12 protein-coding genes are annotated in these 19,144 nt (G+C 40.2%); 4 read left to right on the top strand and 8 right to left on the bottom strand.

Features of this window, described 5'->3' with window-relative positions:
- Positions 1–189: 189 nt before the first annotated feature.
- The 3 genes from ACKGJN_RS03855 (at position 190) to dgt (ending at position 4,726) form a co-directional block, all read left to right on the top strand.
- Positions 190–2,631 (top strand): ribonucleoside-diphosphate reductase subunit alpha, encoded by a 2,442-nt coding sequence (locus tag ACKGJN_RS03855; protein ID WP_409538108.1) that lies wholly within the window; start codon positions 190–192, stop codon positions 2,629–2,631.
- A gap of 242 nt (positions 2,632–2,873) precedes the next feature.
- Positions 2,874–3,251 (top strand): GxxExxY protein, encoded by a 378-nt coding sequence (locus ACKGJN_RS03850; RefSeq protein ID WP_409538107.1) that lies wholly within the window; start codon positions 2,874–2,876, stop codon positions 3,249–3,251.
- A gap of 131 nt (positions 3,252–3,382) precedes the next feature.
- Positions 3,383–4,726, top strand: a complete 1,344-nt coding sequence (dgt, locus tag ACKGJN_RS03845) for a dGTP triphosphohydrolase (RefSeq protein ID WP_409538380.1) — start codon at positions 3,383–3,385, stop codon at positions 4,724–4,726.
- A gap of 110 nt (positions 4,727–4,836) precedes the next feature.
- On the opposite strand, the gene ACKGJN_RS03840 is transcribed toward dgt, so the two are convergent.
- On the bottom strand, positions 4,837–5,844 hold the full coding sequence (locus ACKGJN_RS03840; RefSeq protein WP_409538106.1) for a DUF3078 domain-containing protein: 1,008 nt from the start codon (positions 5,842–5,844) through the stop codon (positions 4,837–4,839).
- Between the two features lie 36 nt (positions 5,845–5,880).
- Entirely contained in the window at positions 5,881–7,656 is a 1,776-nt protein-coding gene (locus ACKGJN_RS03835) for a 1-deoxy-D-xylulose-5-phosphate synthase (RefSeq protein WP_409538105.1), read from the bottom strand.
- 522 nt (positions 7,657–8,178) lie between these two features.
- Between ACKGJN_RS03835 and ACKGJN_RS03830 the strand changes: the two genes are divergently transcribed.
- Positions 8,179–8,628, top strand: a complete 450-nt coding sequence (locus tag ACKGJN_RS03830; protein ID WP_409538379.1) for a nucleoside deaminase — start codon at positions 8,179–8,181, stop codon at positions 8,626–8,628.
- A gap of 73 nt (positions 8,629–8,701) precedes the next feature.
- Here the strand turns inward: ACKGJN_RS03830 and ACKGJN_RS03825 are convergent, their stop codons facing one another.
- The 6 genes from ACKGJN_RS03825 to ACKGJN_RS03800 all read right to left on the bottom strand — a co-directional run bounded on the left by ACKGJN_RS03825 (position 8,702) and on the right by ACKGJN_RS03800 (position 19,140).
- Positions 8,702–10,105, bottom strand: coding sequence for a sugar porter family MFS transporter (locus ACKGJN_RS03825; protein ID WP_409538104.1), 1,404 nt, complete (start codon positions 10,103–10,105; stop codon positions 8,702–8,704).
- Between the two features lie 50 nt (positions 10,106–10,155).
- Positions 10,156–10,923, bottom strand: a complete 768-nt coding sequence (locus tag ACKGJN_RS03820; protein ID WP_409538103.1) for a glycoside hydrolase family 16 protein — start codon at positions 10,921–10,923, stop codon at positions 10,156–10,158.
- Between the two features lie 3 nt (positions 10,924–10,926).
- Complete coding sequence (gene bglX / locus ACKGJN_RS03815; RefSeq protein WP_409538102.1) at positions 10,927–13,206, bottom strand: beta-glucosidase BglX; 2,280 nt, start codon at positions 13,204–13,206, stop codon at positions 10,927–10,929.
- Between the two features lie 66 nt (positions 13,207–13,272).
- The gene (locus tag ACKGJN_RS03810; protein WP_409538101.1) at positions 13,273–14,901 is read right to left on the bottom strand and encodes a family 16 glycosylhydrolase; all 1,629 of its coding nucleotides are present in this window, start codon (positions 14,899–14,901) and stop codon (positions 13,273–13,275) included.
- A 13-nt stretch (positions 14,902–14,914) separates the two neighbouring features.
- On the bottom strand, positions 14,915–17,656 hold the full coding sequence (locus ACKGJN_RS03805; protein WP_409538100.1) for a lipocalin/fatty-acid binding family protein: 2,742 nt from the start codon (positions 17,654–17,656) through the stop codon (positions 14,915–14,917).
- Positions 17,657–17,676: 20 nt separating this feature from the next.
- Positions 17,677–19,140 carry a RagB/SusD family nutrient uptake outer membrane protein gene (locus ACKGJN_RS03800; protein WP_409538099.1) on the bottom strand — a complete coding sequence of 488 codons (1,464 nt, stop codon included), beginning with the start codon at positions 19,138–19,140 and terminating at the stop codon, positions 17,677–17,679.
- Between the last annotated feature and the right edge of the window lie 4 nt (positions 19,141–19,144).

The raw sequence follows: 19,144 nt of genomic DNA, 5'->3' as shown, positions 1-19,144 counted from the left end.
AAAGCGTTACACCGGAAAAGGTCGTGCCCCCAACACGGCTCTGCCCGGTTTTTTATCAAATAGTATTTTTCTGTAATTCTCAAACAGCAAATCCCCCCACGGACGCGCTGTTTGGATTATGGACCCATTATAAATTCCCGTTTGTGGGTAAGTTCCTCTTCTCTGCAAACCTACTAAAAAAACCAATCTATGTATGTATTAAAAAGAGATGGCCATAAAGAGCCGGTGATGTTTGACAAAATCACAGCCAGGATCAGGAAATTATGCTATGGACTTAATGAAAGGGTAGATCCCTTAAAGGTTGCAATGCGGGTAATTGAAGGATTATATGAAGGAGTTACCACCAGTGAACTCGATAATCTGGCTGCAGAAGTTTCGGCTACCATGACCACTTCCCATCCGGATTATGCCAGGTTAGCAGCGCGGATCTCTGTTTCCAACCTGCATAAAAATACCAAGAAAAACTTTTCTGAAGTAATGACAGATCTATATGAGTATGTCAACCCAAGAACAGGCAAAAAAGCACCCCTTCTGGCAGATGAGGTTTTTAAAGTGATCCAGGAAAACAAAGAACTGCTTGACAGTACCATAATTTACAACAGGGATTTCAATTATGATTATTTCGGATTTAAGACCCTGGAGCGTTCTTATCTTTTAAAATTAAACGGAGAGATCGCTGAGCGTCCGCAGCATATGCTGATGCGTGTTTCTGTGGGAATTCACCTGAATGATATAGAATCGGCTATAGAGACTTATGAGCTGATGTCCAAAAAATATTTCACACACGCTACCCCAACATTATTTAACGCCGGTACCCCAAAACCGCAAATGTCTTCCTGTTTCCTTCTAACCATGAAGGATGACAGTATAGATGGAATTTACGATACCCTGAAGCAAACGGCGAAAATTTCCCAGTCTGCCGGCGGAATTGGATTGTCTATTCACAATGTGCGCGCTACCGGATCCTATATTTCCGGAACCAACGGAACTTCCAATGGAATTGTTCCTATGCTGAAGGTTTTTAACGATACCGCACGCTATGTAGATCAGGGTGGAGGAAAACGAAAAGGTTCCTTCGCAATGTATGTGGAACCCTGGCACGCCGATATCTTCGACTTTCTGGATTTAAAGAAAAACCACGGAAAAGAAGAAATGCGTGCCCGCGATCTTTTTTATGCGATGTGGATCCCGGATCTTTTCATGAAACGTGTGGAAGAAGATGCGCACTGGACGCTGATGTGCCCAAATGAATGCCCAAATCTTTACAACATCCATGGAGATGAATTCGATGAACTCTATTTAAAATATGAAAGTGAAGCAAAAGGCAGAAAAACCATCAGAGCGCGGGAATTATGGGAAAAAATCCTGGAATCCCAAATAGAAACCGGAACTCCATATATGCTGTATAAGGATGCTGCCAACAGGAAATCAAATCAGCAGAATTTAGGGACGATCCGATCCTCAAATTTATGTACGGAGATCATGGAATTTACAAGCCCGGACGAGATCGCTGTTTGTAACCTGGCTTCTATCGCTTTGCCTATGTTTATAAAAGGTGATGAATTCGACCATAAGGAGCTTTTTAAAATCACTAAAAGAGTTACCAGAAACCTCAACAGGGTGATCGACAGGAATTATTATCCGGTGAAAGAAGCTGAAAATTCCAATACGCGTCACCGTCCAATAGGATTAGGCGTTCAGGGACTTGCAGATACTTTTATTAAGCTAAGAATGCCATTTACCAGCGATGAAGCCAAGAAGCTAAATCAGGAGATCTTTGAAACCCTCTATTTTGCTGCCGTAACCGCCTCGATGGAACTGGCTCAGGAAGAAGGGCCCTATTCTACCTTTAAAGGATCGCCCATAAGTAAAGGGCAATTTCAGCACAACCTTTGGGGAGTTGAAGATGAAGAATTAAGCGGACGCTGGGATTGGGCAAAACTTAGAAAACAGGTCGTTAAAAACGGAGTGAGAAACTCGTTACTTGTTGCGCCTATGCCAACTGCATCTACTTCGCAAATCCTTGGTAATAACGAAGCCTTTGAACCCTATACCTCAAATATTTATACCCGAAGAGTGCTTTCCGGAGAATTTATAGTAGTAAACAAGCACCTGCTTGATGACCTGGTAGCACTCAATTTATGGACCGATGATGTGAAGGATGCCATTATGCGTGCAAACGGATCGGTGCAGGAAATAGATGTTATTCCGCAGGATTTGAAGGAACTCTATAAAACCGTGTGGGAACTGAGCATGAAGGATATCATAGATATGTCGAGACACCGGGGTTATTTCATAGATCAGTCTCAATCGCTGAACCTGTTCATGGAAAATGCCAATTACAGCAAGCTTACTTCTATGCATTTTTATGCCTGGAAAAGCGGCCTAAAAACCGGAATGTACTATTTACGAACCAAAAGCGCCGTTGATGCTATAAAATTCACCCTTAAAAAAGAGGACAAAAAAGAACCGGAACCAGCCTTTGCAGAACCATTGGAAGCCCCGGTTGCTCATCCTCCACAAATAAAAGCCGCATCTTCCAACACTTCTCTTTCGCCAGAAGAATTACGTGCCTTAATCGCACAGTCCAAGGAAGCAGAAGGAGACGATTGTTTGATGTGCGGATCTTAAATAGATGTGAGATATGAGTAGAGATAAAAGAGTCAATACTTTTGGATCCAACCTAAATAAAAAAAAATTAAAATAATTATAAAAATCCATCCCCCCAACAAATTTGCGCATACCAAAGAAAAGGGAAGTATTCGAAAGTTTACTTCCCTTTTTTGTTATTTTTGAAGTGTGTGTAAAAAAATGGGTCCCGCAGAATTCGCAAAATTTCGCAGACAAATTCTGCATGATAAAAAATATGGAAGATGAGTGAAAATGAGATTTCATATAAGATCAGAGGTTCTATATTTAATGTCTATAAACATTTTGGCCCCGGTCTTCTGGAATCTGTTTATGAAGCTGCCTTACAAGCCGATTTAAAAAACGAAGGATTAAATGTTAGAAGAGAAGTTCCTGTACCTGTTTATTATAGAGATAAAAAATTAGAGGTAGGATTTAGATTAGATCTGCTAGTGAATGAAAAGGTTATTATTGAAGTTAAATCTGTAGAAAATTTAGCTGAAGTTCACCATAAACAAGTTATTACCTATTTGAAACTTACAAACTTAAAGCTGGCGATTTTGGTAAATTTTAATGTAGAAAATATAAATTCAGGTATTTATAGAAAAGTAAATGGTTTATAAATTCTGCGTAATTCCGCGAATTCTGCGGGACGTAATGAAGAGATATTTGGCTACCATAAAACATTAAACCTGAGAAAAAATAATGCTCAATCTTAAATTTAGATAACTAAAAAGATAAAGAATACTATATGATGAATTGGGAACAACTCCTGTCTTTAAAGAGGTTTGGAGATAAGAACAAACGCCTTCGGAAAGAACAAAATGAAACCCGTTTGGGTTTTGAAGTGGATTATGACCGCATTATATTTTCTTCGGCTTTCCGCAGTTTACAGGATAAAACCCAGGTAATACCGCTTTCAAAAACCGATTTTGTTCATACCCGGCTTACCCATAGCCTGGAAGTTTCAGTAGTTGGACGATCCTTAGGCCGTCTGGCGGGGCAAAAGATCCTGGAGAAGCATCCGCACCTCAAAACCATTCACGGCTATCAGATGAACGATTTTGGCGCTATAGTAGCAGCCGCCGCACTCGCCCATGACATTGGAAATCCGCCTTTCGGGCATTCCGGAGAAAAGGCTATTGGGGAATATTTCAGTTTGGGAAATGGAATGCGTTTTAAGGAGCAGCTTTCAGCAAAAGAATATGAAGATTTAATAAAATTCGAAGGAAATGCAAACGGATTTAAGATCCTGACAGAAAACCGTCCGGGAATTGAAGGTGGTCTTCGGTTATCTTATGCCACCCTGGGAGCATTTACAAAATATCCCAAAGAATCCCTTCCGCATAAACCCACCAGAAATATAGGAGATAAAAAATTCGGGATCTTTCAAACGGAAAAACACATATTTAAAGATATTGCAAAAGAACTGGGGCTTAAAGAATTAAGAACCGGAGAAAACATCGCTTTTGCAAGACATCCATTAGCATTTCTGGTGGAAGCAGCAGATGATATTTGTTACACCATCATAGATTTTGAGGATGGGATCAACCTTGGATTGATCGATGAAGAATATGCGTTGGAATACCTTATTAAATTGGTAAAAAACAGCATCAATACTTCAAAATACAACAGCCTTACCACTACTGCAGACAGGTTGAGCTATTTACGTGCACTCGCGATAAATACGCTTATTACGGAAGCAGTAGAATTATTTTTGAAAAATGAAGAAGCCATCCTGGCCGGGGAATTCCACCATTCGCTGTTTGATAAAAGCAGTTATGAGGCACAGATAAAGGATATTATCAAGATAAGCGTGGAGCGAATTTACCAGAGCGAAGAGGTGATTAATAAAGAGATTGCAGGATATAAAATGCTTTCCCATTTACTCGACACTTATACACAGGCATTTTTACCGGATGAAAACACACCGGATTCCAACTTTAACAAACTGGTAAGAAGGTCTGTTCCAAAATTGGTCCTATCTGAAGGACAAACTTTATATACATCCCTGATCCAAATATGCTCTTTTACGGCTTCTTTAACCGATGGAAACACGGTTGCTTCATTTGAAAAATATAAGGGATTGAAACTTTAAAATTCCTGTTTTTAAAAGATATTGAAGGTGAAAAATAAGCGATTTTTGGGTAGTCCAGCATATATATTTAAAATAAAGGTGAACCAATCTTTTTTTAAGGATAAAAGGACTTAAAATTCGTAAACAACCCCTACACCCAGCATTTGTTTGAACTGGATTTTTGGCCCCAGGTTTTCAAGCTTACCGTCATCATTGGTATCCGCCTGAACTTTTATGTCGTCATCGTATTTTAGGTGGGAACCTATACTGGCTTTTATGAAATCGTTCACAGTAAGGTTTACATTCAGTTCCCAATCAACATCAATATTACCAAAATTATTGAGATAATCTGAATATAGGCTCAATTGATTATCCAGCTTTACATTTGAAAAAATTTCCTTTGAAAATCCGCTGGTTAACAACATCCCAAACTCTGTCCGAACCATTTCTCCTTTTTGAATAATATTTCCTTCTTCATCCCTCACAGCCGGAGTCACCCCAAACCTCCCATCGTTTGCAAAATTCTGATCAAGTACAAAAGTTGACTTTTGAGTTACCGGAGAAAGGTATACGGTAAGATCCTCTTTGGGGTCCGTATATTCAGTTCCTATTCCTAAAAAAACATAACCAGGAGCCATAAATTTAGAGATGGGATTTTCCGTATCTGGATATCGATACCCACTCGCAAACTGTGTTTTGAAATTAAATTTGGCGGAATATCTGAAGTTTGAGGTGGAATCCGTTCTGTAACCGGCTGTGGAATTGAACATTATTTGATCATCGGTTTTCCTTAACTCACGTCCTTCCTGGGCATTCAATCCATATCGTATCGAGGCGTTTGTTTTCCAGGAAAGGAGCTCCTTTTTATAATTCCGCTCAAAATTCCCATAGAAGTTTGCAGCAATAGAATTATTTCCCCCAGCATTCCAGTTTACAAAAGCAACTTCGTTAAAATTAACACCCACTGCATTTTTTTCGGTCCACAGAATTATTACTTCTTCCTGGGCATCGGTTAAAACACTGTCTACGGCAACAGTATCGCTTTGTACAGTATCGTTTTTAACCAGGTTATATTCCTTTGCAGAAACAATTGAAAAATTAAAAAGAAGGAAAAGGATAAGGAAAAATTTGGGTTGCATGAGGGTGAAAAAAATTTATACAGGTATTAGTTTTAGTTACTTCAGAAAATGATTGATGGCGTTCGCTATACTATGAACGTCAATTTTTGCGATTTCTTGCAATTCCAGGACAGTTCCATGTTCAATAAATTTGTCTGGAATTCCTAAACACTTTATTTGAGCATGATATTGGTTTATTGAGGCAAATTCCAGAATTGCTGTTCCAAACCCACCTGAAATTACTCCATCTTCCACAGTGATTACTTTGTCAAAAATATCAAAAATATCGTGAAGCATACGCTCGTCCAGAGGTTTAACAAATTTTGCATCATAATGGGCAATCTCTTCTGAAAAATCGAGACTTTCAATAGCAGATTTCACATTTATACAAATACTTCCAATACTTATTACAGCCAGTTTGGTTCCATCCTTCAGTTTCTCTCCCTTCCCGAATTCCACTACCTTAAATTCCTGTTTCCAGTCCAATACCACGCCTCTGCCCCGCGGATATCGAATAACCAGCGGAGAAGTTAAATTCAATTGCGCGGTATACATCAAATTACGAAGGGACACCTCATTGGAAGGAGCTGCTATAATAAGGTTCGGGATACAACGCAAATATGCGATATCAAATACCCCATGGTGGGTGGCTCCATCTTCTCCCACCAATCCGGCACGATCCAGGCAGAAAATAACCGGGAGATTTTGCAATGCAACATCATGGATCACCTGATCATACGCCCGTTGTAAAAAAGTGGAATAAATGGCGCAAAAGACCGTGAATCCGCGGGTAGCCATTCCCGCTGCTAAAGTTACAGCGTGCTGCTCTGCAATACCAACATCAAAAGCCCTATCCGGAAAAGCATCCATCATAAATTTCAGGGAACTTCCCGTAGGCATCGCCGGAGTGATCCCGATTATTTTTTTATTTTTTTCAGCCAGTTCTACGAGGGTCAGCCCAAAAACATCCTGATATTTTAAAGGCAATCCATCGGTTTTATAGGGCAAAAGCTCTCCTGTTTCGGGCGTGAATTTGCCCGGAGCATGGTATTTCACCTGATCCTCTTCAGCTTTCTGAAGGCCTTTTCCTTTCCTGGTGATCACGTGGAGAAATTTTGGCCCTTTGATCTTTTTCAGTTCCTCAAAGGCTTTCAGCAATCCGGGAATATCGTGACCATCTACAGGTCCAGAATACTTGAAATTGAGCGCCTGGATAATATTGTCCTGAGAGGGTTTCTGACCCACTTTTGCCTTCGTGAGATATTGTTTTAGAGCACCCACACTAGGATCTATTCCTATGGCATTGTCATTTAGAACCACCAGGAGATTTGCCTTGGAAACACCTGCATGGTTCAGGCCTTCAAAGGCCATTCCGCTGGCGATAGAGGCATCCCCTATTACAGCTATATGTTGTTTTTTAAATTCTCCTTTTAAATTAGAGGCCAGAGCCATCCCCAACGCTGCGGAAATAGAGGTGGAGGAATGCCCAACTCCAAAAGTATCAAACTCGCTCTCCTGCCGGTTAGGAAATCCGCTCAGGCCGTTTAATTGCCGATTGGTATGGAATGAATCCCTTCTTCCGGTGAGGATTTTATGTCCATACGCCTGGTGTCCAACATCCCAAACAAGGAGATCTTCAGGAGTATTAAAAATATAATGAACCGCTATAGTAAGTTCTATCACGCCAAGGCTGGCTCCAAGATGACCTTCTTTGGTTGCGACTATATCAATGATGAATTTCCTTAATTCCGATGCAAGTTCCGAAAGTTTTTCCTGCGGAAGTTTTCGCAGATCGGAAGGAGAATTGATGTTCGTTAAAATACTTTCAGCCATAAAAACAAAGGTACATTTTGAATCTGTTTAAAAATAATTAAAAATTTAAAAGGAAAAGAAGTGATGGAGTGATGAAGAAATGCTGTGATGTAGTTCAATTATTTTTGGTCAGAAAATATAACACCCTGTCAAGATTCTTCCTCGCCCAAAAGCTCGTTCAGATTGACAAAAAAGAGGAACACAGCTCCTTCATAATGACAAAAACAATCTAAAAATGTCATGCTGAACGAAATGAAGAATCCTGCGATCTGATTGGACGAATCACATGGATCAAAAAAATGCCTGTTAAATCCATTAACTATGTTCATCTAACTACTACCTTTCTAATTAACGAATCCCAAATAAACGAATCCCATTTAAATTTATACCTTTCGGAAACTTTAAATTTCAATATGAAATGAACATAACTGAAATCCGATGCAAACACCAATGAAGATATGCGAATTACTCCCGATAGCTATCGGGAGACCAATAAAAAACACTTGTATTGAGCGAAGTCGAAATAATAGATAATTACATATGATACTTACTCCTTTTGATGATGAATATTTTATGAGGAAAGCGCTTCAGGAGGCGGAGCTGGCATTTGAAAAAGGCGAAATTCCTGTGGGGGTGGTCGTTGTAATTGATGAAAAGATAATCGCACGCGGGCATAATCTCACAGAATTATTGAATGATGTTACTGCACATGCCGAAATGCAGTCCATCACGGCCGCGGCCAACTATCTGGGCGGGAAATATCTTAAAAATTGTACGATGTATGTCACCCTGGAACCCTGCCAGATGTGTGCAGGAGCCCTTTACTGGAGTCAGATCTCCAATCTTGTATTTGCCGCAAGTGATACGGAACGCGGATTCCGTAAAATGGGCACTAAACTCCATCCAAAAACAAAGGTGAAATCGGGGATCATGGAAGAAGAGGCATCTCAATTACTGAAAAAATTCTTCATACAAAAAAGGAACTTAAACTGATTTTTAATATCGGTTTAAATTCCTTTTTCCCATTATAACTGGTATTCCTAAAAAATATTAGGCAGCTTTTATATTAGTTAATTTGCTTTGCTTCCTCCGGAATATCCCACATATCTTCAAGTTCTTCAAGTGATTTTCCTTTTGTTTCAGGAATGTATTTGTACGTAAAAAATATGATGGCAAGGATAAATACGGAGAATATAAAATAAGGTAAGGATCCATTCCAGTATTCGCTTTTATTGACTTCGCTTTCTGCAACCAGTGGAAAAGACTGGGTTACCACGTAGTTTGCCGCCCATTGTGCCGCAACGGCTATAGACATTGCAGTACTTCGCATATTGTTTGGGAACATTTCTGATAAGATCACCCAAACTACAGGTCCCATAGACATTGCGAAAGATGCTATAAACAACAGGACACCCACCAAAGAAAGCAATCCTACAGTATCTGTCATAAGGGTTGCGCCAAGCATTAAAAATCCAGATAACATTCCCACAGCTCCAATATAGATCAATGGTTTTCTTCCAAATCGATCTACTGTTGCCATCGCCACAAAGGTAAATACCAAGTTGATCGCAGCTAGCAATACCTGTTGCTGCAATACATCTTCCTGCCCAAAACCAAGTGCACTTTCAAAAATATCGGCACCGTAATAAAGCACCGCATTAATACCGGTAAATTGTTGTAAAATAGATAAAACCGTTCCTATCACTATGATAGAAAACACCCCTTTTGCAAATATGTTCAGTTTGACTTTACCTTTATCTTTTTCAATGGATCTTTCAATATCGCGGATTTCCTCATTTGCAACTTCTTTTCCGTGAATGCGTACCAGGACTTTGAATGCTTCAGATTTAAGTCCTTTTATAGCAAGCCATCTTGGACTTTTGGGAACAAAAAACAGCAGTATTAAAAACAGTGTACTCGGAATAAGTTCAGACCAGAACATCAATCTCCATCCATCCTGAATATTCTCGGCTTCGGTAGCACTATTCCCAATAAAATAAGTCACTAAAAACACCACGAAGAATCCTACAACAATAGCTAGTTGATAATAACTTACGAGGGTGCCACGGATTTTGGCAGGAGCGATTTCAGCGATATAGGTTGGTGCGTTCATAGAAGCTATCCCAATCCCAAGTCCTCCAAGAAGCCTGAACATTACCAGAAGGGAAACAGATTCAGGTAAAAATGCGGGTAATCCTGAACCCCATGCCGAAAGTGAAAATAAAATGGCAGAGATGATAAGGGAATATTTCCTTCCAATTGCTTTGCTTAATGGCCCGGCAACGATGGCACCCACAAAACATCCTATTAAAGCACTCCCAACAACCCAACCTTTCATCCCGGGATCAAGATCGAAATACTGACTGAAATAGTACTGAGAGCCGTTTATCACGCCGGTGTCATAACCAAAAAGCAGTCCGCCAAGAGCGGACACAATGGTGATAAGGATAAGGTATGTTTTATTTTTCATGGAGAAATTTTAAGTACCTGATAAAACTAAATAAAAATTATTGATAATAGCTAATTCTCGGTCACTTTGATCCAATCAATGTAAAATTTAGCTGGAAATATGGTATCATCAACCTCCGGGCCGCCAAAATTTCCACCAACTGCAAGGTTTATTAAAAAGTAAAAGGGATGACGGAAGGGATAATTTGCTTCATCATAAGCCTTCGGGATGAAGGTATAAACGTGATCTCCATCTACAAAATATTGTATATCATCTTCAGTCCAAACCGTTTTAAAGGTGTGATAACCTTCTTCAATATCTTCTATGATCGTTTTTTTAGAGTTTTCTGTTTCCCCATGACTTGCAGGAGTATGTAAGGAAGAATACACAGTATTTGGTTCCCTTCCAACATATTCCATAATATCAATTTCTCCGGCACCCGGCCATCCCACTTCATCAATATTAGAACCAAGCATCCATACAGCGGGCCACAGTCCATGACCTTCAGGCAGTTTTAGCCGTACTTCAATAGTTCCATATTGGAATTCTATTTTGTCTTTGGTATTAATCTTTCCCGAAAAATACTTGTCGCCGGTTTTTACCGCTTCAATCACAAGCTTTCCATCTTCAAGGCTTACATAATCGCGGTTATAGATTTGTCTCTCATTATTTCCCCAGCCGCATAAATTTGGACAACCATCACCTTCTTCATAGCTCCAGTAATCCATATTGAGCTGATCGCCTTCAAAATTATCCTCAAAAACAACCTGTGCTTTGGGAGAACAGGAGATGCATAAAAATATCGTAAGTGTTAATAAAGCCTTTAGTGTACCGTTCATATTTTAATTATTTAAACTGAATATTGATTTTTTAAGGTCACGGGAATTGCTGCCCGTTAATATCTCAAATTCACCTGCTTCAGATTCCCATTTTCTGTTTGCTGTATAAAACTGAAGCATTGTTTCATCAACTTTAAACTGGACATTTTTGGTTTCTCCGGGAGCAAGTTCAATTATTTCAAAGGCCTTCAACTCTTTTACCGGCCTGGTTGTACTTGCTACAAGATCTCTTATATATAGCTGAACAATTTCCTTTCCGGCAACATTTCCTGTATTTGTTACTGAAAGCCTAACTTCTAAAGTTTCATTTTCATTCATTTCTTTAGCTGAAAGTTGTGGTTCTCCATATTCAAACGTGGTGTAACTCAAGCCAAATCCGAAGGGATAAAGGGCATCTTTTGGAGAATCTGTATATCCAGAGAAAGTTACGTGTTGATCACTGTAAGGTCTTCCTGTATTCTTCTGGTTATAATAAAGAGGCTCCTGTCCTACAGCTCTTGGAAAGGAAACCGGAAGTTTCCCCGAAGGATTGTATTTGCCAAAAAGAACATCTGCAATAGCATTCCCGCTTTCAGTTCCAAGTTGCCAGGCTACTGTAATAGCCGGAAGATTTTCGGCAGCCCAGGAAATTTCCATAGGCCTGCCATTGATCAATACCAGGATTATATTTTTATTGACTTTATAGATCTCTTCAAGCAATTCCTGTTGAACTCCTGCAAGACCAATGTTTACCTGACTGCGGCCTTCACCTGTTTGGAAAGCATCTTCGCCCAGCACCATCACCACCACTTCCGAGTTTTTTGCGACCTCAACAGCTTCTGCAAAACCTGAAGTATCAGTTTCGTTGATCTTCAGAGGCATTAGGAAACTGCGTTCCCCCATCCCCAAATCGGCACCTTTGGCATAGTTTACATTAACATCTGTACCCACTGCCTTCCGAATCCCTTCAACAACAGATACTGCAGAATTTGCTTCTCCCTGGCCACGCCAGTTTCCTATAGGGGAATCCTTGTCATTGGCAAGAGGACCAATCACAGCTATGTTTTTAACCGAAGAGCTTATTGGTAAAAGTCCGTTCTCATTTTTAAGAAGGACGATTGATTTTTTTGCAATGTCCCTGGAAGCCTTGCGATGATCTTCAAAAGAAATATTTTTTAGAGTTTCTGCATTGGAATACCTGTAAGGATCCTCGAAAAGACCCATTTTGAATTTTACCCTCAACACTCTTTTTACGGCATCATCTATAAGTGCTTCATCAACTTTACTTTCTTCTACTAATTGAACAAGGCTGGTCTCATAAGCCCCTCCTTCCATATCCATATCGCTTCCAGCTTTGATAGCGATCTCTGCGGCATGTTTTTTGTCACGGGCAAATCCGTGATCGATCATTTCTGAGATTGAAGCCCAGTCTGAAACAATGAATCCGTTCCAGTCCCAATCTCCTTTGAGAATGTCCCTTTGTAAAACCTTATGACCTGTGGCCGGAGTTCCATCGATATCATTAAAAGAATTCATAAAAGTGGCTACCCCTGCTTCTGCAGCAGCTTTAAATGGAGGAAGCACGGTATTATGCAGTTCGTTTTCACCTATGTGCACCGTATTATAGTCCCGACCTGCTTCCGCAAGGCCATATCCGGCAAAATGCTTGGCCGTGGCGGCTATGGTATGGGGATGTGAAAGATCTTTCCCCTGGTAACCTTTGATCTTTGCAACAGCTACCATTGAAGTGAGATAAGGATCCTCGCCAGATCCTTCCATGATTCTACCCCAGCGGGCATCCCTGGAAACATCTATCATAGGTGAAAATGTCCAGTTAACCCCATGTGCAGCAGATTCCAGTGCTGCGATCCTGGCCGATTCTTCCGCGGCTTCCATATCCCAACTCGCAGTTTCTGCAAGTGGCACAGGGAATATCGTTGTATACCCATGAATTACATCATATCCAAATAACAAGGGGATCTTAAGCCGTGAATTTTCCATCACAAGCTTTTGAGCCTCGGTGGTTGCTTCTACGGAAAGCACATTGAGCATCGAGCCAACAAGCCCATTCTTCAGATTTTCTTCTTTTTGCTTTGCATCAAGATTGGAAGCAGGACCGGTAAGATCCCAACTCCCATTATATTGTACAAGCTGGCCTACTTTTTCCTCAAGGGTCATCAATGCTAAAACCGAATCGACTTTGGTTTCAACATTTTTAACAGAACTCAATATTTCTGAATTTTGTCCAATGGCTAAAAATCCACTACTAAAAAGTACGATAATAAACAGTATATATTTTTTCATTTTGGTCGATTAATATTCCGGGGGAATCCATTTTCCCCCGGAGATTACTGGCTAATTATAAACTTTTTACTGGTATACCCTAATGTAATCCACTTCCATTGCCGACTCACTAAAAGCAGGATCAATAGCACCTCCAAAGGTTCCTCCCATAGCAACATTCAGCAATAAAAAGAATTCTTTATTGAAAGGTGTCGTGGAATTGTTCTCAAAAGTGTGGTACACATCCCCGTCTACCAGGAACCAAATTCTTTCTGCAGACCATTCAACGGTGTAGATATGAAATTCGGTACTGGCATTAAGGATGGTTTTGGTATCACCATCGGCATTTCCTCCAAAATTCTCTGCATAATGTAAGGTTCCGTGAATTTCGTTTTGCCTGTTTCCGGCGTGCTCCATAATATCAATCTCTCCAACACCAGGCCAGCTTTCCTCCGGGTATGTGGCTCCCAGCATCCATATTGCCGGCCAGGTACCCTTACCCTGAGGTAATTTTGCTCGGGCTTCTATCCTACCATACTTAAATTCAACCTTATCTTTTGTAGTGATTCTGGAAGACGAATAATTAAAACCGTTGGTACTTTCGGCCTTTGCAGTAATTACAAGATTTCCACCCTCTAATACAGCGTTTTCTGCCGTATAATACTGGCTTTCATTGTTACCCCAGCCATTATTGTTTCCAATTTCTAAATTCCAGGTGTCAGGATCCAGAGGACCATCTGTATTAAAATCGGCTTCCCAGAAAAGGTCATTAAATTCTGAAACAAATTCTTCAGTTTCTTCTTCGCCCTGAGCGGTTGTGAATTTTAAATACCAGGCTAAACCGGGATCGTTTGCCTGAATTGCCCTTACGTGCATATAATTTGCGGTAAGTTCTAAAATTTCATAAGAAGTTGCTCCCACATAAAAACTCATAAAACCTCCTCCGGAAAAATTTAAGGCAGTTCCTGTGGTTTCATCCTCAGGAAAACCTGAAGTTGAAGGAGAAAGAGAAACCGCTTTTTGACCTGAACTATCATAAGGCAGGCATTGATCATCCGGCCCACCTCCTCCAAACTCGGTATTATAGGAGTTTTGAAAGAAGGTTTCCCCTTTATTGTCATAATCAAAAAGCAACGCATCTCCCTGAAGACTGAAAGTTAATTCATCATTATAGAAACAAGGATTTCCCGATTTCTCAAAAGGCGCCGCAGCATAATACTGCGGAAAAGTGAAATTTGCTCCTGTAGCAGGTCCCACACCCAGGTGTCCAGGTAAGGATGCGGCTACATACCAGGTTTTAGAATTTCCACCGGTAAGCAGTTGTTTGGTTTCGGGATCATCAAAATCACTAAATACGGTTACCACGCTTATTTTACTGGAGGATGCGCCGCCCGCTCCTGAAGCAACCACCGTAACCGTATAATCGTTCACTCCGTTTTTATTGAAATTATGTGAAGCAGTCCCATCACTGCTAACATCTGTAAACCCATCACCATAGACAAATTTATAGGTTATCGCATCATTTGCAGAAGCCGTAAAGTTTATGACTCCGCTTCCATCGCCATCGGGCATTTCTGCCGATTGCCCTACAACTTCATAGGACACCTCCAGGTTGGAAGGAACTATGATTGTATCAAGCTCATAATCATCTTCCACACAACTGACACTAAAAGAAATCAGGAGAAGAGAAAATATAATATTCTTAATATTTTTCATTTTATTATTTTTATTAATTACTTCCAAAGGTGATGTTATCAAAATAAACTACGTTATCTGATGATCTGTTTTGAAAATCAGGGAAAATAATAATTTGAGTAATAATCCCTGTGATTCCTTTGCCGATACTCCCAGACATATCAAAAGTCAATTCTTCCCACTCATTAATTTTTGTATTGGCAACCTTCACCTCTGGCTGAGCTTCCCCGCTTGCTTCTGAAAATTTCAATCCTACATCACTAATTACAGTTTTATATACCATAACCTTTACAATACTGTTTGAGGCGTCAAAGGTAAAATCCCCAATATCCTCATTGCGTTTAGATTCTACACCAGCCCAAGGTTGTCCTCCCTGTAATGCTGTATACTTAGCGACGGTCGAAGATGTATTAATCCCTGTTGAAGCTGGATTTGCAACAATTTCCAATGCAGGATTTGAAACATTTTCAAATACACTCCAGGTCCAGTCTGCGCCATATCCGCCGGTTTCAAAATCAATTGGGGAATGTGGAGCTGTACCGGTAGTTCCACCATCAGTTCCGCCATTATTGGTTCCGCCATCTGAACCTCCAGTATCTGTGCTAGAACCTTCTCTTACCATTTTGAAATACCAAACATTACCATTCCCAACTAAAATTTCCAAATCCATAGTATTATCATTATCTGAAAGCACTACATTATAGGTAATTGAAGCCGGAGCATTTGCAGGATCGCCAAGTTCCCCTCCGTTGTATGCTTTTGGAATTCCTAAAAATGCTCCTGTTCCATTAAGAGTAACAGTACCTGCAGCAGCATCATGTGCATAAGTTGCAGCCACCGATCCATCATGAGGTGCAACTGCTGCACCACAAGCATCGCTACCACCTTGCCATCCTTCAATCCAAGTATCTGCACCAAGAACATTGTTAAACGATCCATCTGAATTAAAAACATACGTATCATCAAAAAGACAAGCTCTTGTAGTTACATCTTCCGCATTATTAAACCACCATATATCTCCAGCTGTTGACCCAACTAATAAAGCCTTTTCTTCAGCTGCTAATTTCCAAGTTCCCACTAATTGAGTAGCAGTGTCTACTGGACCATTATCTACACCGTAATTAAAATCATCTATATAGGCAGTAACAAAATCATTATTATTTTCTCCGTTTACTTGTAAAACTACCCTGTTAAAATCTGTTCTACTTAATGGATCCGCAGCTCCTGCTGTAACATCATTTGCAAAATCAAACGTAACAGTTTGCCATTGATCTAAAACAATTGGTTTGATAATTTCTGTTTGTTGTGCCCAAGGCTCACCTGCAGTTCCATCTTGTAACTTTAATGAAATTTGATTTGGTTGTGAACCTGTTATACTTGATGAAGGAACATAAATTTTTAAAGTAAATGTATTATCTACAGACAAATCAAAATTTGGATCCACATCAAAGCCCACATTTGCATATTGTCCTCCATCATCCTTATATTCCAAAACTGTATTTGAAGTATTTATTCCTGTTTTGAAAGGATTTGGAAAAGCATCGTTCATACCACAAGCATCTCCGTACCAAGTACCAATATTTCTATTAGCATCAAAATCATCAGAGATTTCTCCAGCAACGGCTCCTCCACCGTCGCCGTTACCTGCAACATGTTCTACATCATCTATATAGAAAGTACCAGCGGAAGTTCCCGGACCATCAATAAACAGCACCATGCTTGCATACTGCCCAGTTGGTACAAATGGCTCTCCTACACCCTGGCTTCCATCAATATAACTTTTTACAGCATCTGTAGCGAAATTAAATGTCAATACTTCCCATCCTGTTCCACCGTGGGTAGCAGTTACTTCATTTTGACGTTCGTTATTAACACCACCTTCAAATTTCAATAAAACCGGAAGAGAAACTTCCGACCAGAATTTCATTGTAATTGTTTTGTTGTCGCCGCTAAAATCTACCGGAGGATCCAGTTCAAAAGTACCTCCTTCCCATTGGGCTCCGGAATTGGTAATTGCACCAACTTTAGAAGCAGTATCATTTGCTCCCGATACATCCGGATTGTCAGCAACTTCAAAAGAAGCTCCATTGAATGTAACAAACTCATAATTAACAGTAGCATCATCAAAAGTAAGCGGTAAGGACATGGAATTTGAAGCTCCTGTTATAGAGATATCTTTTGTTACTTCCAAAGTTGCAGCACCCGCGCCTCTGGCTACGACTTTAACTGTATAGTCACCAACTTCCGCATACACATGAGTTTGGGTTTCTCCAGCCATAATGGTAGTTGGCTCTTCATCTTCCACATCACCAAAATACAGGTCAAATACGGTAGCATTTGTAGCAGAAGGAGTTACTTCGATTTCATAAGGATTGGTGCCTGAGATCTTTATATCCACTTCCAGATCTTCCGGAGCTTCCATTGAGATGGTAACTACCCTTACAAGTTCACTTGTAAGTCCTGTAAGTCCAATGGCTACAATCCTGAGATTGAATTCGCCTTCTCCATAAACATGCGTTATAGTTTCCCCGGGGGAAACTTCAGTTGGAGTTTCATTCTCCTCATCGCCAAAATAAATTTCAAACATCGTGGCTCCATCTGCAGAAGGGGTAATGGTTACCAAACCAACTTCTTCTGAGGAAATATCGAAAAGTGCATCGATATTAGTAGGTGCCGAAATATCATCCAATGCATAAGATACCACTTCCTCCTTTTCGCAGGAATTGAATACACTGATGATTAATAAAAATACTAGTAATTGCTTAATATGTTTCATGTGTCCTTATTTTAGTGTTATTAATAGCCAGGATTTTGTTGCCAGTTCCCAGCAGAGAATTCAATCTCTTCGAGAGGAATAGGGAATATTTCATTTTTACCGGATGTAAAACCATCAATAGCCTGGGCTGCTCTATTTGTGCGTACCAGGTCAAAGAAACGGTGGCCTTCGCCAACCAGTTCCAGTCTTCTTTCAAGAAAAATTGCTTCTGTTAAGTTATTTTCAGAAACCTCAGACGGGTTCAGACCTGCCCTTTCGCGAACCAGGTTAAGATAGGTTCTTGCCAGGCCGTCATCAATATTACCCCTGTTAAGTGCTTCAGCAGCCATCAACAAAACATCGGCATATCGTATCGCCCTGTAGTTGTTGGGTTGGGTAAGATTAGCATCTCCCAAATTATCATTTTGACGTGGTAAATATTTCCGGTTAAAGAATCCTGTATGCTTATAACCTTCTCCATAAGTAGCACCTGTCTCATCTGCCCAGGCTTGGATATCAAGGATAGAAAGATCTCTTCTGATATCGTTTTGAGCAAACATATCGTAAGCCTCCTGGGTAGGTACATTAAAACTAAAGCCCGATTCAAATGCAGGGCCGTTATAATTGCGAATTCCCTGGAATCCGACTGCGACATTTCCCTCGCTGCATTGTAAACATCCAAAACCGGCACCTTGTTCTCCTGTATATTGTATTTCAAAGACAGACTCTTCATTATTTTCCCCTTCATACTCAAATAACGTACTGAAATCAGAAAGTTCGTAAGGACCACTATTTATAAGGTTGGTAAGAACATCTGCAGCTTGCGGAAATTCTCCCTGGTACAAATGTGCTTTTCCTTTGAGTGCCTGTGCAGCACCTTTGGTTGCCCGTCCTGTTTGAGGCGCTGTGTAATCTAGATTATCTATCGCAAACTGAAGATCGGATTCTATTTGCGCATACACATCTTCTAAAGATGCTCTTGGAATTGTTTTTTCATCTCCAAGTACAAATCGCTCATCTCCTTTTAAAGGAATAGGCCCAAACCATTTTACAAGTTCAAAAGTGAAATAAGCCCGCAGAAATCTGGTTTCTGCAATTATTTTATTTTTCCCCGGAAATTCGGTTTTATCCTTGAATTCAAGCAGATAATTTGCGCGTTGTATTCCTGCAAAATTCCAGTCCCAAATATCATCCAGGTTGTCATTTACAGGAGTATGTGTCATTTCATCCACTTGCTGAAACCCAATAACATCGGTAGCACTCTCTCCTCCGCTTAAGGTATTATCTGAAGCGATCTCTCCTAGAAGTACATTTACGTAAGTAGCCTGAAGCAAATCGTACACCCCGATAAGGGCATTATTATAGTCATCTTCAGAATTGAAATAATTCTCAGAATCAATGGTATATTCTTCGGTTTTATCCAAATAATCCTCGCTACAACCCAAACAGCTAATAAGTGCAAGCAGCAGCAGAATTTGTTTAAATTTTGAACTAAGTATCTTCATAGTG

Source organism: Gillisia xinjiangensis (assembly GCF_046298265.1).
Taxonomy (GTDB): Bacteria; Bacteroidota; Bacteroidia; order Flavobacteriales; family Flavobacteriaceae; genus Gillisia; species Gillisia xinjiangensis.
This window is presented reverse-complemented; position numbering and strand designations above follow the sequence as displayed.

Coding starts and splice junctions, on each gene's coding strand:
- ACKGJN_RS03820 (WP_409538103.1), bottom strand. CDS start 10,923: ATGAACGGTACACTAAAGGCTTTATTAACACTTACGATATTTTTATGC.
- ACKGJN_RS03825 (WP_409538104.1), bottom strand. CDS start 10,105: ATGAAAAATAAAACATACCTTATCCTTATCACCATTGTGTCCGCTCTT.
- dgt (WP_409538380.1), top strand. CDS start 3,383: ATGAATTGGGAACAACTCCTGTCTTTAAAGAGGTTTGGAGATAAGAAC.
- ACKGJN_RS03850 (WP_409538107.1), top strand. CDS start 2,874: ATGAGTGAAAATGAGATTTCATATAAGATCAGAGGTTCTATATTTAAT.
- bglX (WP_409538102.1), bottom strand. CDS start 13,206: ATGAAAAAATATATACTGTTTATTATCGTACTTTTTAGTAGTGGATTT.
- ACKGJN_RS03855 (WP_409538108.1), top strand. CDS start 190: ATGTATGTATTAAAAAGAGATGGCCATAAAGAGCCGGTGATGTTTGAC.
- ACKGJN_RS03800 (WP_409538099.1), bottom strand. CDS start 19,140: ATGAAGATACTTAGTTCAAAATTTAAACAAATTCTGCTGCTGCTTGCA.
- ACKGJN_RS03805 (WP_409538100.1), bottom strand. CDS start 17,656: ATGAAACATATTAAGCAATTACTAGTATTTTTATTAATCATCAGTGTA.
- ACKGJN_RS03810 (WP_409538101.1), bottom strand. CDS start 14,901: ATGAAAAATATTAAGAATATTATATTTTCTCTTCTCCTGATTTCTTTT.
- ACKGJN_RS03835 (WP_409538105.1), bottom strand. CDS start 7,656: ATGGCTGAAAGTATTTTAACGAACATCAATTCTCCTTCCGATCTGCGA.
- ACKGJN_RS03840 (WP_409538106.1), bottom strand. CDS start 5,844: ATGCAACCCAAATTTTTCCTTATCCTTTTCCTTCTTTTTAATTTTTCA.